Source organism: Fructilactobacillus sp. X7R7C1 (assembly GCF_059901065.1).
In genome coordinates, this window is the sequence record NZ_JBWXVF010000002.1 from 194,708 (window position 1) to 217,926 (window position 23,219).

The window sequence follows — 23,219 nt, forward strand, 5'->3', positions numbered from 1 at the left end:
TATTATACCAAATAAAAAAAGCATCCGATAATAATCGAGTGCTTCATTCTTAATAATTATTATTTAGCTTTTGATTGGTTTCCAGCGTAAACAACACCGCGACGACCGTCAACAGTAACTAATTGACCATCTTTGATGTTTTCAACTGCATCAGTAGCACCCACAATTACTGGAATGTTAAGGGAGATACCAACGACAGCAGCGTATGAGGTCAAACCACCGTTTTCAACCACGATTGCACTTGACTTCTTCATTGCTGGTAAGTAGTCCTTGTTTGTATCCTTAACAACTAGAACACCACCATCAATGGCTTTATCGTTAGCTTCCTTAGCATCTTTAGCAACTACTGTCTTGCCAATAACAGTTTCACCACCAACACCTTGACCTTGAGCTAATTTAGTACCAATCAACTTAACGCGAATTGTGTTAGTAGTTCCTTGATCACCTAATGGTACACCTGAAGTAATCAAGATCATGTCGCCTTCCTTAGCAAGTCCAGTTTCAACTGCCTTTTTAGCAGCCAATTCGAACATTTCATCTGGATTTGATGGTTTATCAACTAAGATTGGTTGAACACCATAGTTAACCGTCAAGCCACGACGAACACGATCGTTAAACGTTAAAGCAAGAATATCAGCGTCTGGATGATATTTTGAAATCATTCTTGCAGTGTAACCTGAACCGGTTGCAGCTACAATTGTGTGAATTCCCATATCCTTAGCAATCCGTGCAACTGCTTCACCAAGTGACTCAGTGACGTCACCAGTACCGAACTTAGGACGTGGAGTACCAAATTCAAAGAAGTGTTTGTCAGCTTCGATATCAATCTTGCTCATCATTGCAACTGACTTAACTGGGTAATCACCGTTAGCACTTTCACCTGAAAGCATAGTTGCATCAGTACCATCATAAACAGCATTAGCAACATCAGATACTTCGGCACGAGTAGGTCTTGGTTCTTCTTGCATGGAATCAAGCATTTGAGTAGCAGTGATAACTGGTTTACCTAAATCATTACAGATCTTGATTAAATGTTTTTGAACGGTTGGGACATTTTCTGGTGGAATTTCAACTCCCATGTCACCTCTGGCAACCATCAAACCATCAGATACTTTGATGATTTCGTTAAAGTTGTCGATTCCTTCTTGTGATTCAATCTTAGGAAAAATTTGAACGTCTTCCATATTCTTGCTTTCAAGTAAGGCACGGATATCTAGGACATCTTGTGGCTTTCTAACAAATGAAGCAGAGATATAGTTAATACCATGGTCACATCCGAAAAGGATATCATCAGTATCTTTTTCAGTAATACCAGGTAAGTTAATTGAAACTCCTGGAGCATTAACACCCTTACGTGAGCCCAAGACCCCGTTATTTTGGGCAGTAACCACTAACTCTTTGTTGGCATCATCTTTTTTGTCAATCTTGGTATCCAAAAGACCGTCATCAAAAAGAACATGTCCGCCAACTTTAACGTCGTCATACAAGCCTGGGTAAGAAACAGCAATCTTGTCTTTGGTTCCCTCAAGGTTCCCATCCATTGAAATTCTAAATTGATCACCAGTGTGGTATTCAATCTTTCCGTCTTTTTGTACCGTGGTTCTGATTTCAGCACCCTTAGTATCTAAGACAATTCCAACAACCTTACCAGTTTTCTTTTCCGCTTCTTTCACTTTATTCATACGGTCTAAATGTTCCGCATGGTCTCCGTGTGAAAAATTGAAACGAAAAACGTTTGCTCCTGCTTCAATAAGCTTAGTGATGGTATCAACATCAGTACTTGCAGGACCAAGTGTACTTACGATCTTTGTTCTCTTCATAAGTAAAGCCTCTCCTTTTTGCATGGCACACATCTGTGCACCAAGCATTATTTGATTTCAAGTGTATTGTATCACTTTTTATAAGGATTGTCGTTAGTTTCACAGGCAAAATTTATCATTGTGTAACAACGTTTCCCACTCCTAAAATGTCGCGTAAATCATGCATTAAATCAGAATTAATGGCCACGTTATATGCTTTATCTAATAGTTGCTTTCGATCATCGGAAGCTCGATAAAGCAAAATTGGTGTTGAACCAGGATATCTTTTTATTATCCGGATTAAATCTTGATAGATTGAATCTCGATCATGATCTAACGCAATCTTTAAATAAAGCTTTTTTTGATGATCAACTTTTTTTAAAGACTGATGAACGACATTAGCAGCTGGTTCAATTGAATTTGCCACTAATTGAAGTCCCCGTTGAACCTCAATGTTTCCAGACACCAAAACCACTATTCCACTTTTTATCCATCCACTAATTTTAGCGTAAAGATTAGGAAAAATGGTCACATCAATATCACCAAACTGATCATTACCATCTATGAAAGCCATAAGTTGCCCTTTTTTCGTTCGGATCGTCTTTACATGAGATACAAACAAAATCATTTTCACGTTTTTACTGGGCTCATGAATATCATTAGTAGTTAAAGCATGCACTTGTTCTTGTAAATCAGTATAGTGACCAACTGGATGCCCGGTTAAATAAGTTCCAAGGTACTCATTTTCCTTGTTTAGTTTCTCCCAATCAGAAAAATCATCAGTTCTTTTAATTTTGGGAGCCAACGCTTGAATTAATTCAATTGAGTTCCCACTTAATTCAGTAGAACTAATAAATTCTGGAATGGCATTAATTAATTCTTTTCGGTTATACCCAAAACCATCAAGCGCCCCTGAATAAGCAAGTGCATTTAAAAGATCAATTTTTCTAAACCTGGGATCGATTCGACTGATTAATTCCTGTAAATCATGAAAATTACCATTTTGTTTTCGTTCTTCCTCAACATTCTTAATAAAATCGGTTCGTAATCCTTTGATGGTACGAAGTCCAAACCTGATTTTACCATCCTGATAAGTATAAACATCTTTACTCTCATTGATATCAGGACGCTCAACTTGAATATCTGATTCTTTGGCTTCTTGAACGTAATTCTTGGTCTTACGTGAATTACCGATCACCGAATTTAGCAACGATGTAAAAAATGGACCAGGAAAATGAACTTTTAAATAGGCCAACTGAAACGCCATTTTGCTATATGCAACTGCGTGAGACTTATTAAATCCATAGTCGGCAAATCGTTCCATATAGTCAAACGTTGTCTTTGAAACGTCTTTAGAATATCCTTTTTTACTAGCGCCATCAATGAACTGGATCTTCATGTTATCCATTTCTTTTTTATGCTTTTTGCTCATCGCACGGCGCAAAATATCAGCTTGTCCCAGTGTAAAACCACCCATTGCCGATGCAAGTTGCATAACTTGTTCCTGATAAACAATAATGCCAAAGGTTGAACCCAAAATGTTTTTAATGGTTTCATTTGGATAGTTAACCGTCTGAGTCCCATTCTTTCTGGCAATAAACATATCAATATTCTTAATGGGACCGGGTCGATACAAAGCATTCACGGCTGCCACCATATCAAAATCATTTGGTTTTAATTTACGTAACACGTTTTGAATCCCAGATGATTCAAATTGAAAAACCCCATTAGTCTTACCAGATTGAAAAAGCTTCAAAGTATCCTGATCATTTAAATTGATGTCAGTTATTTCAAAATTACGATCAACTTTTGAATGAATAATTTCTAAAATGTTAGCCATTGTAGAGAGGTTTCTCAAACCCAAAAAATCAATCTTTAAGAGCCCCACGCTTTCAACATAATACTTGGAGTACTGGGTCATCAACAATCCATCATTTCCGGATTGAAGTGGAGCACGATCAACGATGGGATCTTCACTTAAAATTAAACCAGCAGCGTGAGTGGAAAAATGGCGTGGTAGTCCCTCTAGTTTTTCAGCAATATCAAATAGCAACCGATTGGTTTTACTATCAGCTAATAAATTTCTTAATTTCTGTGATTCTGATTCGGCCTTAACCAGGGATTCATGAAGCTGATTTGGAATTGCAGATGACCACTTTGCCATTTGAGTTGGAGTCATTCCAAATACCCTGCCAACATCTCGAAGAGCTTGTTTGGCAGCTAACGTTCCAAAAGTCACAATTTGAGCAACATGTTCATTTCCATATTTTTGATGAACATACTGTAAAATATCATCACGCCGATTATCGGGAATATCTAAATCAATATCCGGCATCTGTGCTCGTTCTTCGTTTAAAAATCGTTCAAATAGCAAATTATACTTAATCGGATCCACATCGGTAATTTTTAAAGTGTACGCAACTAATGATCCCGCTGAAGATCCCCGACCAGGTCCAGTTATAATTCCTTGGTGATGAGCAAAATTTAAAACATCCCATACAATCAAGAAATAATCATCAAATCCCATCCGATTAATAACTTTTAGTTCAGAATCTAACCGGTCCTGATACTCACTACGATTAAGATGCGATTGATCCTTCAATCTTTCCTTTAAACCAAGTTCACATAATTGACGTAAATAGTCCTTTGAAGAAAGATTATCTGGAGCTTTAAACGTCGGTAGTTTAGGTTGCTCTTTGGGAATCGCTACGTCAACTTCATCAACCATTTTCTGGTTATTTAAAACCGCTTGATCAAGCCCTAGATTGTGATACTGAGTCTCAATATTATGACGATCCTTCAACCATTTTGTTCCAACCTGGTGCCGTTCTTCCATTGGATTTTTGATCACATCACCAGTTCCAATCGACTTTAAAACTTCATTTGAAAAATAACCATCTGCGTCAAGATATTCAACCGAATTAAGCGCCACTAAATCAACATCAGCTTGGACCCCTAGGTTCTTAAGCTCATTTATAATTATCTTAGTTCGATTTAAGCTAATTCCAACTTTTACTGCATTTGAATCGCTAACGCTCTTTACTTTAGCAATTAAGGTTTTAACCTCGCTCATTCTTCCTACTTCAATTAGTTTATTTAACTCACTATTCTCTGGAAAAATGACAAATAGATGGTGGAGTTTATCCTTGATTTTTTCAATAACATTAGTTTGATCATTACTCATCAAAAGTGATGAAATTTTCATCAAATTCTTGTACCCATCCTGATCTTTAGCAATCAAAATCAATTCGGACTTGTTTTCTTTAAAAAACATCCCGTCCAAAACTGCCGTTAAACCAATAATTGGCTTAATACCCTGCTTTTTTGCCTCATTATAAAAAGCTACCGACCCATACATCACATTCCGATCAGTTAGAGCCACACTTTGATAACCACGCGCACGAGCTTTTTCAATTAACTTAGGAACCGTATTGGTACTTTGAAGCAAACTATACGATGTGATGTTTTGTAACGGATTGTATCCCAAAATTTGTCATCTCCTTTCTTAATTCATATTCATTATAGCAAATGGACCCGATAAATTTTATTCGAAGTTTGTAATTGATTTTTTCTACTGTAGTGATAAACTACTGGTATTGAGAGGTGTTAATTATGAAGACGTTTGCTGCTAACTTAACTGGTGCTTTCTGGGGATTTGTATATGGCGAAATTATTGGTTATATTGGATCGGCCTTGGTTGGCGCACCTTATAATTGGATTCAAGTTGGAGTAATCGGCGCTGTTGTTGCCCTTATTGCCTTCAACGGAATTAAACTAATTAGTCGTTAATTAGAAATAAAAATAACCTGCAGGTTCAACCTGCAGGTTATTTTTTTAGTCTTTTGAAACATCCTCTGAAATCTTAATAATTAAATCGACAGCCTTTTCCATCGTTTGAAGCGACACATATTCAAAGCGGCCATGCATGTTTTCTGGTCCAGCAAATAGGTTGGGAGTTGGAATCCCAAGAAAAGAAATCTTAGAACCATCAGTACCACCACGAACCGGATAAATATTTGGCTTAATGTTAACTTCATTCATGGCATCCTTAGCAATGTTGACGGGTGTCATATCTTTCTTAATGATTTCCGCCATGTTGTAATATTCATCATGCATCTCAAGTTCAACTCTCCCATCACCATATTTATCATTAAACTTATTAACTAAGTTTTGAATGAATTGCTTGCGTTCGTTGAACTTACTCTTATCATGATCACGAATGATGTAATCTAATTTAGCATGATCAGTTACCCCATCAATCGCAAGCAGATAATAAAAGCCCTGACGATCTTTGGTATTTTCCGGTCGTTGGTCCTTTGGTAATTGATTATGAAAATCAATTGCAAGCTGAGAGGCATTTACCATCACACCATAGGCGTCACCAGGATGAACATCAGTTCCGTTGAATTTTATTGTGGCAGCCGCCGCATTAAACGTTTCGTACTCTAAGTCTCCAAGTGGACCACCATCAACCGTGTATGCAAAATCAGCACCAAAATCAGTAACGTCAAATTGATCGGCTCCGGTACCAATCTCCTCATCTGGTCCAAACCCAACTACGATATCGCCATGCTTAATTTCGGGATGATCAACTAAGTATTTCATTGCCGTCATAATTTCAGCCACTCCCGCCTTATCGTCAGCTCCTAAGAGAGTTGAACCATCGGTAGTAATTAAAGTTTGACCAGCATACTTTTTAAGGGTTGGGAATACGCTCGGATCCAGCTGGTATTTGCCATCTTTATCAAGTTTAATAATCGATTTTCCATCGTAATTTTTAACTACTTGTGGATTGACGTGTTCTGAATTAAAGTCTGCAGTGTCTATATGAGAGATAAATCCAATCTTAGGAACTTTTTGCTTAACATTACTTGGTAAATCAGCAAAAACATAACCACTTTTTTCATTGGTTCGTACGTTTTCCATTCCAATATCCTTTAATTCATAAGAAAGTTCGTTTAAAAAATCAACTTCTTTAGGATCAGACGGAATTGTGCCAGAATTCGGATTAGATCTCGTATTCACCTTCACATATTTCAAAAAGCGATCCAGTAACTGCTTGCTATCAGCCATAACTATTCCTCCTATATAAACTCAAACGGATCCGTGTTTAGTTGCGATGCAAATACATTGATATCCCAACGATTTTTATCAGACCAGCGCGTAAACATTTCAGCTAACTTATTTTTACATATACTTTCAATATGGTGCCCGGGATCAATCGCAGACAGACCACTTGAAAGCATCTCTTGAGAAGTATGATAATACAAATCGCCAGTAATATAAACTTGAACGCCTTGTTCAATCGCTTGTCGATAGAACTTGCCACCGTCTCCACCTAAGATAGCAATCCGCTTAACACGCTGTTGATCATCATTTGTTACTATTCGTAAACCGCTAATTCTAAACACTTGTTTACATAGTCGACCTAAATCAATGATTTTCATTGATTGTTTCAAGTTGCCAACGCGTCCCATCGAATAATTAGTAGGAAAACCATTAGTATCCAAATGGGGTACCAGTCCAACGGTATTTTGAAGACCGATCGCATCTGCTAGCCAGTCATTCATTCCACCATTTGCATTATCCAAGTTCGTATGAGCCGCATAAACGGTAATATTATGTTTCAAAATATTAGCGTACATTTGATTTTGGGGATCAGCTAAATCTAAATTCTTTGCAGGATGAAACATCACGGGATGATGGGCAAAAATAAAATCAACGTTCTTGTTGATCGCTTCATCAACCACTTCAGGTCTAACGTCTAAAGTGGTCATGACGTTTTTAATACTTCGCTTTTTAGAACCAATTTGAAATCCAGTTGGGTCTTTTGGTTCAGCAAGTGAAAGTGGTGCGAATCGTTCAAATCTAGTAATTAAGTCATTAACGGTTGTCATCTAAAATCTCCTCTAATTCTTCGTTAATCTTTTGGATGTGTTGAATTTTTTCAAGAGGTGGATTAGTAGCATTATGCAGATTATCCAAAACAATCTTATTTTTCCGCATCCGATCAGTCCATTTTGCAAGAAATGCTTGTTTTTGTTGTTTTAAAAGAATCGGTCCAAACCTTAGTTCCTGATTAGAATACTTAACCGGATTCGTTGATGGAGTTGCCAAGATCATTTCATAAAAATGACCAGCATCAAAAACAATGTTTTCAATATCAATCTTATACTGATTTGTAACTAACCAACTTCTTACTCGAATTTCATCAACGTTTGGTTGCAGAATTAGAGCCGTTTGTTTAGAAAGTTTCTCTTTGCCACGTTCAAGGATCTGAGTGATTAATTCACCACCCATTCCAGCAATCACAATTGCATTTACGTGGTCACTTGATTTAATCACATTAAGTCCATCTCCCAATCGGGTCACCATTTTATCACCTAAGTGTTGTTCTTTCATTTCCGATGTTGCGTTATGCAGTGGTCCAGGGGCAACCTCACCGGCAATCGCAAACTTAATCAAATTCCGTTTTAACAAATAAGCCGGAACATAAGCGTGATCCGAACCGATATCAGCTATTGTTGCCCCATTAGGAACTAAATCAGAAACTGCTTGTAAACGTGGCGATAACTTTTTTGCCGTCATCGTTTCCCTCCTAATCCAATAAAAAAGCAGCGATCCAGTTGGATCTCTGCCACATCTTTAATCTAAGAAATCTTTTAATTGTTTACTGCGTGATGGATGTCTCAGTTTTCTTAATGCTTTAGCTTCAATCTGTCGAATTCGTTCTCTAGTGACACCAAAGACTTTTCCAACCTCTTCTAAGGTTCGAGTTCTTCCATCATCTAACCCGAATCTAAGTCGTAAAACGTTCTCTTCACGGTCAGTTAACGTATCTAGGACACTTTCAAGTTGTTCTTTTAAAAGCTCATAAGCAGCATGATCAGCAGGACTAGTGGCATCTTCATCTTCAATAAAGTCACCTAAGTGGGAGTCATCTTCTTCACCAATTGGAGTTTCAAGTGAAACTGGTTCCTGAGCAATCTTAAGGATCTCTCTAACCTTTGAAGTTGACATATCCATCTCAGCACCAATCTCAGATGGTAACGGTTCTCTCCCAAGGTCTTGGAGTAATTGACGCTGAATTCGAATCAGTTTATTGATGGTTTCAACCATATGAACGGGAATTCGAATGGTTCGAGCCTGATCCGCAATGGCTCGAGTAATTGCTTGTCTAATCCACCAAGTAGCGTACGTTGAAAACTTAAATCCCTTACGGTAATCAAACTTCTCAACGGCCTTCATTAAACCCATGTTCCCTTCTTGAATCAAATCAAGAAATTGCATGCCACGGCCAACGTAACGCTTGGCAATTGAAACAACTAATCGCAAGTTTGCTTCAGCTAATTCTTGTTTAGCTGTTTCATCACCCTGCTCGATTCTGAGAGCTAATTGTACCTCTTGATCAGCGGTAAGTAATGGAACTCGACCAATTTCCTTTAGGTACATTCTGACCGGATCATTAATTTTAACTCCCTTTGAACTGGAAGCATTTTTTAGTTCTTTTTGAGTAACTTTTTTAGCTGCTTTTAAAGCTCTGGGATCGGGTTCCCCACTTTCATCAACAATACTTATTCCTGAGTCTTCAACCTTTTCCATCAATTCGTTCATTTGTTTTTTATTTAAACTAAATGGAACCTGGAGTTCTTCCTCTAAGACCCCATAGGTGATGTGACCAACCTTCTTGTGCTTTTTTACAACGGCGTCAAAAATCTTCTTATATCCAGTTTTATCAAATTTTTCTTTACTCGTTGTCTTCTTTGCTCTAGTTGCCTTAGTTTTAGTCGTTTTCTTTGCAGTAGTCTTTTTAGTGCTCTTATTTTTAGGAGCACCGCTCTTTTTGGGAGCTGCTTTCGCAGTCTTATTTGTGGAATTTACTTCATTTTTCTTAATGTCTTTTTCTGCCATAAAAATTGCCTCCCATTACTGTATTCTGTATTCTTATTGATACTTCTTTTGCAGGTCCTGGTATTCTTTACCCAATTGGGCAGCCTTATCAGTATCACCAAGTTTAACTGCATCTAACATTTCTTGATACTTTGATTTAAGGAATACCCCACCAGTTAAAGCCTGCTTTATTATTTTAACACAATCGTCAACTTCTTTTTCACTTGGCTCATTAGATAAAGCAGCCATTTCAATATTAGCAAAAGTTGATTGCAAATCAGATTCCTTCAAAAAGTCACTAAATTCAGCAGGAACGTACTCGTCATGCGACTGAAAATAATGTTGTGCAAGTAAATAAATCGTTTGATACCCATCATGAACAAAACTAAAATCAGGATCATCGGTCACCTTTAGCCAAACATCATGATTATTCAACATTCGTGACAAAAGTAACCGCTCCGCACTTTCAACTTTAGTAATCTTCTTTGGATTTCGATTCAAAACTTCAGGAGATGAGTCAGTCTTCAACCTACGAATTTGTTTTCTTTGCTGTTTATTGATGAAGGTCGAACGAATTTGTTTACATTGAACCGACAAAGCATTGATATCCAAGTCAAACTCATCAGCTAAATGTTTTAAATAAACACTACGTTCAACGGGTTTGTCAATTTTTGCAATCACATTAACGGCTTCATCTACATAATTTAGTTTTTCTTCATCATTACTTAAATCATACTGCGTTTTAAGAAAATGCAATTCAAAGGAAGTTGTGGTTTCTCGAGCACTTTTGATAGCATCTTTAAACTTGTCATTTCCATTTTTTCGTCGATACTCATCAGGATCAACCCCGTTAGGCATTTGAATCACGCCAACTTTAAACTTACCTTCACTACTTAAAAGGCTAATCGCTCGCTTAGTAGCCTTCTGTCCAGGTTCATCGCCATCATAACAAACGTATATCTGATTCGTTAACTGATTGAACTGATAAATTTGTTCGTTCGTCAAACTCGTTCCCATTGAAGCAACGCCGTTTTTAACCCCGGCCTGAAAAGCAGAAATAACGTCCATAAAACCCTCAAACAGAATTAAATTTTGCTCATTTCGAATACTAGACTTGGCAAGATCGAGATTATAAATAATCCTTCGTTTATTAAAGATGCTAGTTTCAGGACTATTTAAATATTTTGGAAGATCAGGATCTCGATGTAAGATTCTACCGGAAAATCCAATGGTCTTAGAATTAGGATCCCTGATCGGATACATGATCCGATTCGAAAATCGATCATTCAATTCACCACTCGAATTTTCAACAAACAATCCCGATTTTCGTAAAAGTTGAAAATCAGTTTTTTTGTTCTTAAAGAACGGTTTTAAGAGTCTTTGGCTAGGGGCAAATCCTAAGTTAAAAGTTTCAATCATTTCATCCGTTATTTTTCGTTCATGCAGATATTTTAATGCGGGAACTCCAAGCTCAGTGTTAACCAATACATGATGATAGAGTTTACTGGCTTCCTCATGAAGATTAATGAGGCTGTTCTTTTCTGAATTTACTGGATATTTACTATTATCATTTTGAACTGAGTCAGGAAGAGCAATTCCCTCATCTTCTGCCACAGCAATAACAGCTTGTGGAAAGGAAATTCCTTGCAAATCCATGAGGAATTTAAAAACATTTCCACCGCGTCCACAACTAAAACAATGAAAAATCTGTTTACTTTCTGACACAGAAAAGGATGGTGTTCTTTCCTCATGGAACGGACACAAACCGAATAAATTATTTCCTGACTTCTTTAGATTGACATACTTACTAACAACGTCAGTAATGTTGGTCTTACTTAAGACATCATCAATTACCGTTTCAGGAATTTTTGCCATGAGATCACCATCCTTTCTCGGAAATCTATTCTAATATTAATTTTTTTATTTAACAATTATTTCGTCGACATCAGCAAAGTGATCAATCATTCTTGCTAAATTAGTCAATTCTGCCAGACGATTATTGCGAACTTTCGTGTCGTCTGCCATTACCATGGTTTTATCAAAATATTCATCAATGAGTGGCTTTAAAGAAGTTAATTCATTAAAAGCTTGGTTAGCATTCAATTCATTAAAGTTTGGGCTGATAAGTTTGATTTTATCATTAAGGACTTTCTCTGAATCATTTTCAAACAACTTTTCATCAACTTTAACACTACCAGCTGGAAAATGACCTTTTTGAGCAATCCGAACCACTCGTGTCAGTGCTTCAATTGATTCTTTAAAATTAGGATCATCTTTATGATCATTTAATGTCATTGCGGTTTCAACGTTAAAGTAAATATCACTGTCAGTTGATCCCACCGCCGCATCAATTAGATCATAGCGAATATCTTTCGACTTGAGTTGTCGTTTAATTCTTTCTTTAATAAACGCAACCACGTCAGAAACAATCTTAGTTTGATCTACTTTTGGTAAGACCGCTTTAGCTTTCTCTTCAGCAATCACTTGATTCATTAATGGCATAAGTGGTACTCGCCACTTTTCACTAACAACAATTCTAACAATTCCAGCTGCCTGCCTTCTTAATGCATACGGATCATTTGAACCACTAGGAATCATATCTGCAGCAAAGAAGGTCATCACACTGTCAAGTTTATCTGCCACTGACAAAGCAGCACCTACTTTAGTTTTGGGAAGTTCCCCGTCGGATGAAATGGGAAGATAATGTTCACGAATTGCAGTAGCAACTTCCGGATCTTCACCCGCAAGCAATGCGTATTTTTCACCCATTACTCCTTGTAATTCAGCAAACTCTCCAACCATCCCGGTAACTAAATCAAATTTATAAATTTCTGAAGCACGTTGTAAGTGTTTTAATTGAGTTTCATCTAATCCAACATCTTTCCCAATTATCTGGGAAATAACTTGAACCCGTTGCATTTTATCGTATTCAGAAGAAATCTTATCGTGAAAGCTAACTGTTTTGAGCTTATTAACATAATCGTCAATTGATTGCTGTTGATCCTCATTATAGAAGAAATCAGCATCATCAAGTCTAGCAGTCAAAACTTTCTCGTTTCCGGCAACCACGTTATCAAGATGATTCTCATCCCCATTTCTAACGGAGACAAAATAAGGTAAAAGATTACCATCCTGATCTTCAACGTAGAAGAATCGTTGGTGGTTTCTCATTGAAGTAATCAATACTTCACGTGGAATTTTTAAGAAACGGTCGTCAAATTTTCCAGCAAAACTAGTTGGCCATTCCACTAAATTATTAACCTCTTCAAGAAGATCATTATCAATATTGACCTTCCAATTGTTCTTTTTAGCAATTGCTTCAATCTGTTTACGAATTAAATCTTTTCGCTTGTTAGCATCGGCAATCACGTGTTGGCTGGTTAAAGCTTCTTCATAATCATCGGCATTTTTTAACTCGACGTCTTTTCCAAGAAAGCGGTGTCCCCAGGTGGTCCGTCCAGAATGAACATCAACAATCTGCATTGGGATCACTTCATCGTCCAGTAAAGCCACAATCCATTTAATGGGGCGAATAAATTCAAACTTGTTGGTTCCCCACTTCATTAACGTTGGAAAAGTCATTGATTTTACAACATCATTAAGACCACTTAATACTTCTTGAACTGGTTTTCCCGCTACGTGTTTTTCAACAAAAGCATACTTAGTTCCCTTAACATCCTTAAAGACGATATCATCAGGCGTTAATCCTTGTCCTTTAGTAAAACCAATTGCCGCCTTACTCCAATTGCCATCTTTGTCCTTTGCAATCTTTTCGGCCGGACCTCGAACCTCTTTATCAACATCTGGTTGTTTGTTAACTAAGCCAGTAATTTGAATTGCCAGTCTTCTAGGAGTAGAGAATTTTTTAATTTGGTCATAAGAAATTCTTTGATCTTTTAAATACTGAGCCGCTTTTTCTGCCAATTGATTAACACTTGGCGTCACGACATGAGCGGGCATTTCTTCTAATCCAATCTCCAACAAAAATGTCTTAGCCATCTACTTATCCCCCTTGCCATCATGATGCTTTTTGTTTTTCTTCTTACTATTTTTTGAATCATCTTTTAAAAGCTCTTGTCGTTTTTGCTCATCCTTAATAAGTGGAAACCCACGCTTTTTACGCTCAGCAACAAATGCTTTGGCGATCGCGTGTGCCATTTTTCGAATTCGTGAAAGGTAACCAGCACGTTCAGTGACAGATACGGCTCCTCTTGCATCTAGTAGATTAAAAGTATGACTACATTTCAAAATATAATCATAGGCTGGGTGAACTAGTCCAAGTGATATTAATCGTTTGGCCTCTTTCTCGTAAGCATCAAACATTTCGTGCAACATTTTTTGGTCTGATTCTTCAAAACTATACTTAGAATGCTCATATTCGGGCTCTTTAAAGATGTCACCATACTTAACTCCGTTACCCCATTCCAGGTCAAAAACATTGTTGACGTCTTGAATGTACGAAGAAAGCCGTTCCAATCCATAGGTGATTTCAACCGCAACTGGATCCATAGTTAATCCACCGACAACCTGAAAATAAGTAAACTGAGTTACTTCCATGCCATCGAGCCATACTTCCCATCCAACACCGGCACATCCCATTGATGGATTTTCCCAGTTATCCTCAACAAACCGAATATCATGTTCAAGTGGATTAATTCCTAGTTGTTCAAGCGAATTAATGTACAATTCTTGGATGTTGTCCGGAGATGGCTTCATTAATACCTGAAACTGATGATGCTGATAAAGCCGATTAGGATTTTCTCCATACCTACCATCAGCTGGACGTCTTGATGGTTCAACGTAACAAACATTCCATGGCTCTGGTCCAATCGCACGCAAAAAAGTGTACGGACTCATTGTTCCCGCACCTTTCTCAGTATCATATGATTGCATCCGCATGCAACCAAGCGAACTCCAATATGACTCTAGAGTACTGATAATATCTTGGACTGATAGTTTTTCTGTCATTAACTTCTCCTCCTAATCAATAAGCAAATAAAAAAACCTATGCAAAAGTACAATGACTTTCACATAGGGACGATTTATTCGCGGTTCCACCCTACTTCTGAACTTAATCAGCAACTCGAGATTAAATGGCTCCGAAAGTGCCAATTTATACCCACATTAACCATTTCCCACTAACATGGTTTCACTGAAATGTGATAAGCATAAAACTTCCTTCATCAACACCAATTATTTAACTACTATAATTATAAAATTATCACACAAAACAGTCAACGGTTAACCATCAATTAAGGTTGATTTTCCAATTGTTCATCTGATCTAAAAATTTTTTACTCTTTAAATTTAGTCCAACAGAACTATCGTAAATTTTATCAATCACACTGCGAATTTTCTTTTTAGTTTTGTTATTAACCTGAATGTTACCAATCTTTTTTAAGTTAACCGCAGAAAATAAGCGAAGATAGTAAATTGTTTTTTGATCGAGATGCATTCGATGAGGATCAAGATGAAAATGATCCTCACAAATAATTCCTCCATACTCTTCTGAATAATCAAACTTTTTATTGGTTTGATGACAAATAACACAGGATTTAAATTCAGGTGCTACCCCAAAAGCAGGAAGAAGTTGAATCTCAATGATATTGGTAATTACTTCAGCATCAAAACCACTGTTAATCATATTTAAAGCATAGTATAAACGATTAAACCAATCGTTTATCTTAACTCCCTCAGGAAATGCCGCATCCACTAACGTCATAATGTAAGTAGCGTACGCATCTAAATAAATATCATTTGCAATCTGTTCAAAATGCTTAACCTCATTACCACTACTAATGTACGACAATCCTTCTGATTTGAGCGTGCCCTCGTACGTACCAAAGCTAAATGGCAAAATATCACCTGCCATTTTAAAGTTCGCTTTATTGGCTCCTCTAATAAAAAACATTTTGAGCCCAGCTTCTGCCGTCAAAAATTTCACCAACATATCGTGCTCGCGATAGTTCTTACGATACAATAAAATTCCGTGAAAAGTTTGACTCCTTGGATTTACTGACAAAATATCACCTAGTAACTATCTTTTCGGTACCCTAATTGTCTTAAAGCTGATTCTTTTTCACGCCAACTTGGTTGAATTTTTACCCACAATTCAAGATAAACTTTGTTTCCAAGTAGAGTTTCAATCTCTTTTCTGGCCAATGTCCCAATCTTTTTCAGCATTCCACCATTCTTCCCAATCAAGATCCCACGTTGGCCCTTTCGTTCAACAATAATATTAGCGTCAATATGAACGTTTCCATTATCTTGGGTCTTCATTTTTTCAACTTCAACTGCAACAGAATGTGGAATTTCTTGCCTCGTTAGTTCTAAAACTTTTTCGCGAATTAATTCGGAAACGATGAAACGTTCGGGATGATCGGTAATTTCATCGTCAGGATAATACTGCGGTCCTTCTGGCAACTTAGAAACCAAAGTAGTCAGTAATTCATCAACATTGTTCCCTTGAAGAGCAGAAATAGGAAACACATCAGCCCATTTATAGGCTCGTTTGTACGTGTCCATGATTGGTAATAAACTGTTTGGATTGACTTCATCAATCTTATTGATAACTAAGTAAACTGGACAATCCACTTTTTTTAATTGATCGATGATGTAATTATCACCAGCACCACGAGTTTCAGTAGCACTAACCATAAAAAGGACTGCATCGACCTCCTTTAAAGAAGAGAGAGCAGCGTCGTCCATATAATCATCCAACTTGTTTTTTGGTTTATGAATTCCGGGAGTATCAATGAAAACAATTTGTGCATCATCAGTGGTATAAATTCCCTGAATTTTGTTACGAGTGGTTTGTGCCTTGTCAGACATAATCGCAACCTTTTGCCCAATCACTCGATTTAAAAAGGTTGATTTCCCAACATTTGGACGTCCTACAATTGCTACAAATCCTGACTTATACTGTGCCTTTTCTGCCATATTTTCCCCTTTAGCTCATTAATTCAATAATTTTTGGAACGAAAACAATTAAACCTAAAATGATCGCAAAAATTGCCGTTAAAACAACGCCACCAGCCGCAACGTCTTTAATTACCTTAACTCGTTCGTCGTAATGATGGTCCGCCATAAAATCCATGATCCTCTCAACAACGGTGTTAAGAATCTCACCCACAAGAACTAAAATAATTGCGGTAAACAGCCACATAAATTGTTCCAAACTAATTTTCAAAAGAAACCCAATTATTATGGTAATAATGGCACTAGTTATATCAAACTTAAAGTTTCGTTCATGAACAAAAACCCATTTAATGCCATCAAACGCATGTCCAAAAGCCTGAAATATATTTTTATTTTTCCCAGTCTGTTTATTATTTTGTAAGTCCATAAGAGTCCATAATCTTTCTTTGAAGTGGAAACATGATGGCTTCATCCTCAGGCTTCATATGGTCATAACCATTTAGATGCAAAAATCCATGTACAACTAAAAAACCAAGTTCTCGATCATTTGAATGATTTAAAAAATCAGCCTGTTCAGCAACTTTATCAACACACACAAAAATATCCCCAATATTTTCAGGAATATCTTTTTTCATTTCATCATTCATGATTACGGGAAAATCATCATCACTCTGATCTTCAATCGCAAAACTAATCACATCAGTGGCCCGATCTACACCACGGTAGTCCCGGTTAATTTCCTTGATGCGATCATTGTTGACCAAAGTAACCGACATTTCGGTATTATTTTTTAAATCAATATACTTAGCGGCATAATTTAGAATATCTCTAATCAAATCAATTTTTTGGGGGTCGACCCCATCCTTAGTTTGATCATATATTTCCAGATCCATATCTATTCCCCATTATCATTTTTTTCGTAGGCATTAATGATTTTAGCCACAACTGGATGTCTAACTACATCATCAGCACTAAAGTTTACAAAATTAATATCATCAATATTTCTCAGGATTTTAGGAGCGGTGACTAATCCACTCCGGATTCTTCCGTTTAAATCAATTTGAGAAATATCACCATTAACAATCATTTTAGAACCAAAACCCAACCGGGTTAGAAACATTTTCATCTGAGCATTAGTAGTGTTTTGAGCTTCGTCTAAAATAACAAAAGAATTATCGAGGGTCCGACCACGCATATAAGCTAATGGCGCAATTTCGATAACGCCACGATCCATTAGCCTTTCAGTGTGATCAGATCCAAGGGTCGAATTCAGTGCATCGTACAGTGGTCGTAAATATGGATCAACTTTTTCTTTTAGGTCGCCAGGTAAAAAGCCTAAACTCTCACCCGCTTCAACAGCTGGTCTGGTTAAGACAATCTTATCAACGTCACCCTTTTTTAAAGCGGCAACTGCCATTACAACTGCTAGATAAGTCTTTCCTGTCCCAGCAGGTCCGATTCCAAAGGTGACATCATTATGCTTGATGGACTGAACGTACTGACGCTGCCCAAAATTCTTAACTCGAACTGGCTTCCCCTTATTATCCTTTAAAAGGACTTGATTATATAATTCTGGGAGAAAACCTAGAGTTCCTTTCTCAGCCATCTTCATTGCCGAAACAAAATCACTACCATTCAAAGTGATCCCAGAATGAACAAGTTCAAGCATTCCATTTAAAATATCAATGGTATTTTGAACCGCTTTCTGAGTGTCACCTTCAACCGTAATCTTACCACCAGAATGGCGAATAGAAGTTTCCATCCCCTGTTCTAGAATATCTAAAAAGGCATCTTGAGCTCCAAATAAAGCTGATTCATCATTTGGATTCTTTAACGTTAATTCTTTTTTAAATTCAAAATTATCTGTCAATCAAACAGGTTCCTTTCATATCAACTCAACTTTTACTTAAAATACTAGCATATAATTTGCCACTTACAAAGTAAAAGAACAAAAAGAACCCATTGACCATTCAATGAGTTTCCTTCTTAACTAAGCGCTTTATTAACAAGTTTATTAACAGTGTTGCCATCGGCTTGTCCTTTAACTTTACCCATGACAGCACCCATTACTTTGCCAAAATCGCTCTTGTTTGCCGCACCAAGTTGCTTAACCGTTTCGTTAACAATTTTTTCAAGATCAGCTTCTGACATTTGCTTTGGGGCATAATTTTCAAGAATCTTTAGCTCATCTTCTTGCTCCTTCACCAAATCATCCCTGCCACCATCTTTAAACTCAGCAATCGAATCTTTGTGTTGTTTAACTTCTCGATTAACAACAGCCGCTTCTTCACTATCAGAAAGATCATGACCTAATTTAATCTTTTCATTCATTAAGTTCGACTTAAGCATTCTGACAATTGTCAGCTTAGTCTTATCATGATTCTTCATTGCATCTTTTAAATCATTATTTAATTCATTTGATAAAGTCATATTGGACCTCTTTTCGTCAATATAAAAAACGCTCCTGATCAGGGGCGTTTACTATTAGAAGCTGCGACGCTTCTTTTTCTTATTGTTACGTTTACGAGCTGCTTCTGATTTTAATTTACGTTTTACGCTAGGTTTTTCGTAAAATTCACGTTTACGGAATTCCTGAAGGGTACCGCTTTTTGAAACCGTGCGCTTAAAGCGTCGAAGAGCATCATCAAGAGATTCGTTTTTACGAACGACAGTTTTTGACATGATAAAATCCCTCCCTCCGAGCTTAAATGATACCGTCTGTAATCCTTAACGGTCAATATTAATTATACATTATGGCACGGAGCCCGTCAACGAGTCTGAACAAGAAATATGATAAAATGTTAACAAAGTAGGAGGTAAATATTATGGCAACTAATTTTAATGCATTTATCATTTCTGATTCAAGTGGTGCCACGGCAACTTCGATCGCCCGAACCGCTGCTTCTCAATTTCCAGAAGCAAACGCTAATTTTAAACGATACCCATTTACTCAAACGCAATCCATGCTCGATGGAATACTCAAACTTGCTAAAAAACAGGACGCCATCATTTTTCACACTTTAGTTGATCCAAGCCTGAGTAAAATGGTATCTCAATTTGCACTAGAAAATAACCTTTATAGTTTTGACTGCATTCAAAAACCCATTCAAATCATTTCTAAAAAACTTCATGAATCTGCTGCAGAGGTACCTGGCCTAGTTCACAACTTAAATGAAGACTACTTCAAACGGATCTCAGCAATCGAATTTGCGGTAGCTAATGATGACGGAAAACGACCTAATGACCTCAAAAAAGCTGATATCGTTCTTTTAGGAATATCAAGAACATCTAAAACGCCATTATCGCTATACCTTGCCAATCAAAACTTCTTGGTAGCAAACGTCCCAATCGGTCCTACCATCCAATTACCAGAAGAGGTTTATCAGATCGACCACAATAAAATATTTGGTTTAACCAATTCAGTTACCAATCTAAAAAAGATTCGGCAAGAACGGATGATTGCTTATGGGTTAGACCCAAACACTCCATACTCGGACTCAAATCAAATAAAAAAAGAGCTTGACTATGCCAAGCAACTTTATCGAAAACTAAATTGTCTTCAAATTAACGTGTATAACAAGTCAATTGAAGAAACAGCTACCATCATAACTCAAAGTCTTAATATTAACGAACAAGATCATTAATCTTTTTAGCTTGATAATCTTCTTTAATATCCTCAATCATATCAGGATTAAATTTCTGTTCTTTTAACATTTTAATTTCATATTGATGAGGATTAATTTTAACATCCCCAATCTTAACAACCGGCGTCTCTAAAATCTTAGGAACTTGATCAAACTTGGGATACCGGGCTACATAATTTAAAGCATCAAATCCAATGGTCCCGAAACCAATGTTAGTATGACGGTCTTTATGGGATCCCATCGGATTTTTAGAATCATTTAAATGAATCACTTTGATTCGATTAATACCAATAACTTGATCGAACTCTTCCATAACCCCATCAAAATCATTTTTAATGTCATAACCAGCGTCGCTAGTATGACAGGTATCAAAGGTAACCGATAACTTATCATTCAAATTAACACCGTCAATAATCTCAGCAAGTTGTTCAAAAGTCGACCCGATTTCAGTCCCTTTTCCTGCCATTGTTTCAAGTGCAATTTGAATCTTTTGTTCTGGGGTGATTACTTCATTTAACCCTTTAATGATCTGCTTAATTCCGGCTTCAACGCCAGCACCAACATGTGCACCGGGATGCAAAACAATTTGATCAGCTCCCATTGCTTCAGATCGATCAATCTCTTGTTTAAGAAAATCAACCGCAAAGTGGAAACTTTGTGGCTTTTTTGTGTTACCTAAGTTAATGATGTAAGGTGCATGAACTACCACCTCACGTAAATCATGATCAGCCATGTAGTCGTGTGCTTGATCAATTTTAAGATTTGCAATCGGGGTCCTTTTTGAGCTCTGAGGAGCACCAGTGTATAACATAAAGACATTCTCACCATCGCGTTCGGCTTCTTTTGCGGATCCTAACATCATCTCTGGCTTTTTCATTGCAACATGTGAACCAATCAAAAATTCATCATTACTCATGTTTATCCCCCATTACTTTAACAACTTGATTAGAAGCATCTCCATGCTCCCAACTACAAAACTTACCATAAAATTTCTTCATTTTTTGATGATACCCAGCAAACTTACCATTTTCATTAAAATTAGACAACTCTTCATAAAAAGAATTTTGATTTTGAACAATTGGACCAGGAGCATCGCTTAGAAAATCAAAATAAAACCCACGTAGTTCATCCTTATAATGCTTTAAGTCGTAAGTATAAAATAACATTGGCCGTTTTAGATTGGCATAATCAAACATTACTGAAGAATAGTCAGTAATGAGTAAATCTGAAATTAAGTATAACTCATTAATATCACGATCAGCTTCAATGTAAACTCGCTTTTCATACCCAGAAATATCAATTTGGTCCTTGACTAAGTAATGCGGACGAATAATTAAAGTAGTGTCACTAGATACATGCTTAAAGAAACCTTTTAAAGAAAACGGTAACTCAAAGTTATAATTGCCCTTCTTTTGATAATCATCATCACGCCAAGTTGGTGCATACAAAATAACTTTAGAAGTCGAGTCACCAATAATTTTTTCTTTTAATTTTTTAATCTCACCTGAAGTATTTTTATGATATAAGACATCGTTTCTGGGATAACCAATTCGTAACGGAATATTTCTAAAATCAAAGGCGTGATCAAAGATTCGTTCTGAATACTGATTAGGCATAATTAAATAGTCCCACCGCTTGGCTTCTTTGACAAAATCATTATGGTATTGATTAGTGGAAATACCTGGTATCGCAACGTGTTTGATATCAATTCCTAATTTTTTTAACGGGGTTCCATGCCATGTTTGGATATAGGTAGTCCGCTTATTCTTTTTCCACCACTTCGGAAATCGGGAATTAAAAACCCAAAAGTCTGCCCTAGCAATGTGCCAAACCCACCTTGGAAAAAAACGCCGTAAAATCTTTATGTTGGGATACTTTTCGTGTAATTGTTTGTATTTGGAAGCTTTGACACCAAAATAGGCCTTTTTAGCATCATGAGGATGTTGCTTCACCCACGCAAGGTAAATGGCGGCTGGATTATCGTTTATATCCCTACCATTAAAACTTTCAAACATTACTTCATTTTTTTTAGTTGGTAAACAAATAAACCCATCGTTTAAAACGATGAGCCCAGTGCGAATAGTCAACTTAATCCCATTAATTAACTTGTTTTTAATTTGTTTTCCATTCATGTTATTTTTACCTATACTAAATCAACAAAATGCGATCTAAATTTAAAGTGAAGATGAGATCCAATTAAAAAGAAAAATAACGTCATCAACCAAAAAATCACGGTTAACAGTGGCTTCTCCCAAAACCAGCTACTCGATAACATTGAATCCCTGAATCCTTGAACAATATAAAAAAATGGATTCAACTCCAAAATTCTGATTAAAAATGGTGGGAATGACGCAGACGATTCAAAGTTAAATAGAACTCCTGAAATGTAGAACAGCATTCTCATAAACGATTGCAACATAACATGATAATCTCGCACCAAAACAGTAATGGTCGAATTAAAAATGCCAAAGGCAATTAACCAGGCAATCATGGCAATAAAGTAATAAATCCACTGGAACCAGAACAAACTCGGCCGAACTCCATAAAGATAACCAATTACAATTGAAAACGCCAACATTGTCCAAAAAGAACTCAAGTTACTGACTAACTTAATCGAAGGTAAGATGCTAATTGGAAACTTCATCTTTGAAACTAATCCCGCTCGTTGATAAATACTCTTAGAGGCGTCTAGTGTAACTCGGTTCATAAAAAACCAAGGAGTAATCCCAATGACCATCCATGGGAGATAACTGCCGTTGTGTCCGGTACTACCCTTTAACCCCACACCAAAGACTAACCAGTAAATTGCAATTTGAATCAGCGGATAAAGATACTCCCAGACTAAGCCCAAATAATGACTTTGATACGTAGCCTTATCTTCATACTTTGAAATTCGAAAAATAATGCCCAAATTTTCAAATTGTTCCTTAAGTAAGGCCCAAACTTCCTTCAAGCTCAGCACTCTCCC

Annotated in this window: 21 protein-coding genes; 2 read left to right on the forward strand and 19 right to left on the reverse strand. The window is 36.8% G+C overall.

The window, feature by feature from the left end:
* Positions 1-59: 59 nt before the first annotated feature.
* Both pyk and dnaE read right to left on the reverse strand, forming a co-directional pair.
* Positions 60-1,820 carry a pyruvate kinase gene (gene pyk / locus AC6UDC_RS03945; protein WP_500706444.1) on the reverse strand — a complete coding sequence of 587 codons (1,761 nt, stop codon included), beginning with the start codon at positions 1,818-1,820 and terminating at the stop codon, positions 60-62.
* 115 nt (positions 1,821-1,935) lie between these two features.
* The gene (dnaE, locus tag AC6UDC_RS03950) at positions 1,936-5,286 is read right to left on the reverse strand and encodes a DNA polymerase III subunit alpha (RefSeq protein ID WP_500721428.1); all 3,351 of its coding nucleotides are present in this window, start codon (positions 5,284-5,286) and stop codon (positions 1,936-1,938) included.
* Positions 5,287-5,411: 125 nt separating this feature from the next.
* On the opposite strand from dnaE, the gene AC6UDC_RS03955 reads away from it, so the two are divergent.
* Positions 5,412-5,588 carry a YjzD family protein gene (locus AC6UDC_RS03955; protein ID WP_500693794.1) on the forward strand — a complete coding sequence of 59 codons (177 nt, stop codon included), beginning with the start codon at positions 5,412-5,414 and terminating at the stop codon, positions 5,586-5,588.
* A gap of 45 nt (positions 5,589-5,633) precedes the next feature.
* On the opposite strand, the gene pepT is transcribed toward AC6UDC_RS03955, so the two are convergent.
* From pepT to rpsU, 14 genes are all read right to left on the reverse strand, one after another.
* A complete protein-coding gene (gene pepT, locus AC6UDC_RS03960) occupies positions 5,634-6,872 on the reverse strand; it encodes a peptidase T (RefSeq protein WP_500721431.1) in 1,239 nt (412 codons plus the stop codon).
* Positions 6,873-6,883: 11 nt separating this feature from the next.
* On the reverse strand, positions 6,884-7,696 hold the full coding sequence (locus AC6UDC_RS03965; RefSeq protein WP_500721435.1) for a Nif3-like dinuclear metal center hexameric protein: 813 nt from the start codon (positions 7,694-7,696) through the stop codon (positions 6,884-6,886).
* A complete protein-coding gene (locus tag AC6UDC_RS03970) occupies positions 7,683-8,387 on the reverse strand; it encodes a tRNA (adenine(22)-N(1))-methyltransferase (RefSeq protein WP_500721439.1) in 705 nt (234 codons plus the stop codon). Before AC6UDC_RS03970 ends, AC6UDC_RS03965 begins: the two co-directional genes overlap by 14 nt.
* Before the next feature lie 57 nt (positions 8,388-8,444).
* The gene (gene rpoD, locus AC6UDC_RS03975; RefSeq protein ID WP_500721443.1) at positions 8,445-9,710 is read right to left on the reverse strand and encodes an RNA polymerase sigma factor RpoD; all 1,266 of its coding nucleotides are present in this window, start codon (positions 9,708-9,710) and stop codon (positions 8,445-8,447) included.
* A gap of 33 nt (positions 9,711-9,743) precedes the next feature.
* Complete coding sequence (gene dnaG, locus AC6UDC_RS03980) at positions 9,744-11,564, reverse strand: DNA primase (protein ID WP_500721447.1); 1,821 nt, start codon at positions 11,562-11,564, stop codon at positions 9,744-9,746.
* A 45-nt stretch (positions 11,565-11,609) separates the two neighbouring features.
* Positions 11,610-13,688: a glycine--tRNA ligase subunit beta gene (glyS, locus tag AC6UDC_RS03985; protein ID WP_500721451.1), complete on the reverse strand. Its 2,079-nt coding sequence runs from the start codon at positions 13,686-13,688 to the stop codon at positions 11,610-11,612.
* Positions 13,689-14,657 (reverse strand): glycine--tRNA ligase subunit alpha, encoded by a 969-nt coding sequence (gene glyQ, locus AC6UDC_RS03990; RefSeq protein ID WP_500696652.1) that lies wholly within the window; start codon positions 14,655-14,657, stop codon positions 13,689-13,691. It abuts the gene before it with no gap.
* Between the two features lie 280 nt (positions 14,658-14,937).
* Positions 14,938-15,711 carry a DNA repair protein RecO gene (gene recO, locus AC6UDC_RS03995; protein WP_500701107.1) on the reverse strand — a complete coding sequence of 258 codons (774 nt, stop codon included), beginning with the start codon at positions 15,709-15,711 and terminating at the stop codon, positions 14,938-14,940.
* Between the two features lie 8 nt (positions 15,712-15,719).
* A complete protein-coding gene (gene era / locus AC6UDC_RS04000; protein WP_500721454.1) occupies positions 15,720-16,628 on the reverse strand; it encodes a GTPase Era in 909 nt (302 codons plus the stop codon).
* 10 nt (positions 16,629-16,638) lie between these two features.
* Positions 16,639-17,034, reverse strand: coding sequence for a diacylglycerol kinase family protein (locus AC6UDC_RS04005; RefSeq protein WP_500721457.1), 396 nt, complete (start codon positions 17,032-17,034; stop codon positions 16,639-16,641).
* Complete coding sequence (gene ybeY, locus AC6UDC_RS04010) at positions 17,018-17,500, reverse strand: rRNA maturation RNase YbeY (protein ID WP_500696650.1); 483 nt, start codon at positions 17,498-17,500, stop codon at positions 17,018-17,020. The genes AC6UDC_RS04005 and ybeY overlap by 17 nt, the downstream gene beginning before the upstream one ends.
* Before the next feature lie 2 nt (positions 17,501-17,502).
* Positions 17,503-18,477 carry a PhoH family protein gene (locus AC6UDC_RS04015; protein ID WP_500693806.1) on the reverse strand — a complete coding sequence of 325 codons (975 nt, stop codon included), beginning with the start codon at positions 18,475-18,477 and terminating at the stop codon, positions 17,503-17,505.
* A gap of 116 nt (positions 18,478-18,593) precedes the next feature.
* Positions 18,594-19,037 carry a GatB/YqeY domain-containing protein gene (locus AC6UDC_RS04020; protein WP_500695606.1) on the reverse strand — a complete coding sequence of 148 codons (444 nt, stop codon included), beginning with the start codon at positions 19,035-19,037 and terminating at the stop codon, positions 18,594-18,596.
* Between the two features lie 54 nt (positions 19,038-19,091).
* The gene (gene rpsU / locus AC6UDC_RS04025) at positions 19,092-19,289 is read right to left on the reverse strand and encodes a 30S ribosomal protein S21 (RefSeq protein WP_039142968.1); all 198 of its coding nucleotides are present in this window, start codon (positions 19,287-19,289) and stop codon (positions 19,092-19,094) included.
* A gap of 143 nt (positions 19,290-19,432) precedes the next feature.
* On the opposite strand from rpsU, the gene AC6UDC_RS04030 reads away from it, so the two are divergent.
* Positions 19,433-20,251 carry a pyruvate, water dikinase regulatory protein gene (locus AC6UDC_RS04030; RefSeq protein WP_500696648.1) on the forward strand — a complete coding sequence of 273 codons (819 nt, stop codon included), beginning with the start codon at positions 19,433-19,435 and terminating at the stop codon, positions 20,249-20,251.
* Here the strand turns inward: AC6UDC_RS04030 and AC6UDC_RS04035 are convergent.
* Genes AC6UDC_RS04035 through AC6UDC_RS04045 form a run of 3 tightly spaced genes read right to left on the reverse strand, consistent with a single transcriptional unit; the run spans position 20,232 to position 23,204 of the window.
* Entirely contained in the window at positions 20,232-21,167 is a 936-nt protein-coding gene (locus AC6UDC_RS04035; protein ID WP_500693809.1) for a deoxyribonuclease IV, read from the reverse strand. The two genes, AC6UDC_RS04030 and AC6UDC_RS04035, sit on opposite strands and share 20 nt — an antisense overlap.
* Positions 21,160-22,383, reverse strand: a complete 1,224-nt coding sequence (locus AC6UDC_RS04040) for a CDP-glycerol glycerophosphotransferase family protein (RefSeq protein ID WP_500721459.1) — start codon at positions 22,381-22,383, stop codon at positions 21,160-21,162. The genes AC6UDC_RS04035 and AC6UDC_RS04040 overlap by 8 nt, the downstream gene beginning before the upstream one ends.
* Positions 22,384-22,394: 11 nt before the next feature.
* Complete coding sequence (locus tag AC6UDC_RS04045) at positions 22,395-23,204, reverse strand: ABC transporter permease (protein ID WP_500693811.1); 810 nt, start codon at positions 23,202-23,204, stop codon at positions 22,395-22,397.
* Between the last annotated feature and the right edge of the window lie 15 nt (positions 23,205-23,219).

Coding starts and splice junctions, on each gene's coding strand:
- pyk (WP_500706444.1), bottom strand. CDS start 1,820: ATGAAGAGAACAAAGATCGTAAGTACACTTGGTCCTGCAAGTACTGAT.
- AC6UDC_RS03955 (WP_500693794.1), top strand. CDS start 5,412: ATGAAGACGTTTGCTGCTAACTTAACTGGTGCTTTCTGGGGATTTGTA.
- pepT (WP_500721431.1), bottom strand. CDS start 6,872: ATGGCTGATAGCAAGCAGTTACTGGATCGCTTTTTGAAATATGTGAAG.
- AC6UDC_RS03965 (WP_500721435.1), bottom strand. CDS start 7,696: ATGACAACCGTTAATGACTTAATTACTAGATTTGAACGATTCGCACCA.
- AC6UDC_RS03970 (WP_500721439.1), bottom strand. CDS start 8,387: ATGACGGCAAAAAAGTTATCGCCACGTTTACAAGCAGTTTCTGATTTA.
- rpoD (WP_500721443.1), bottom strand. CDS start 9,710: ATGGCAGAAAAAGACATTAAGAAAAATGAAGTAAATTCCACAAATAAG.
- dnaG (WP_500721447.1), bottom strand. CDS start 11,564: ATGGCAAAAATTCCTGAAACGGTAATTGATGATGTCTTAAGTAAGACC.
- glyS (WP_500721451.1), bottom strand. CDS start 13,688: ATGGCTAAGACATTTTTGTTGGAGATTGGATTAGAAGAAATGCCCGCT.
- glyQ (WP_500696652.1), bottom strand. CDS start 14,657: ATGACAGAAAAACTATCAGTCCAAGATATTATCAGTACTCTAGAGTCA.
- era (WP_500721454.1), bottom strand. CDS start 16,628: ATGGCAGAAAAGGCACAGTATAAGTCAGGATTTGTAGCAATTGTAGGA.
- AC6UDC_RS04005 (WP_500721457.1), bottom strand. CDS start 17,034: ATGGACTTACAAAATAATAAACAGACTGGGAAAAATAAAAATATATTT.
- ybeY (WP_500696650.1), bottom strand. CDS start 17,500: ATGGATCTGGAAATATATGATCAAACTAAGGATGGGGTCGACCCCCAA.
- AC6UDC_RS04020 (WP_500695606.1), bottom strand. CDS start 19,037: ATGACTTTATCAAATGAATTAAATAATGATTTAAAAGATGCAATGAAG.
- rpsU (WP_039142968.1), bottom strand. CDS start 19,289: ATGTCAAAAACTGTCGTTCGTAAAAACGAATCTCTTGATGATGCTCTT.
- AC6UDC_RS04030 (WP_500696648.1), top strand. CDS start 19,433: ATGGCAACTAATTTTAATGCATTTATCATTTCTGATTCAAGTGGTGCC.
- AC6UDC_RS04035 (WP_500693809.1), bottom strand. CDS start 21,167: ATGAGTAATGATGAATTTTTGATTGGTTCACATGTTGCAATGAAAAAG.
- AC6UDC_RS04040 (WP_500721459.1), bottom strand. CDS start 22,383: ATGAATGGAAAACAAATTAAAAACAAGTTAATTAATGGGATTAAGTTG.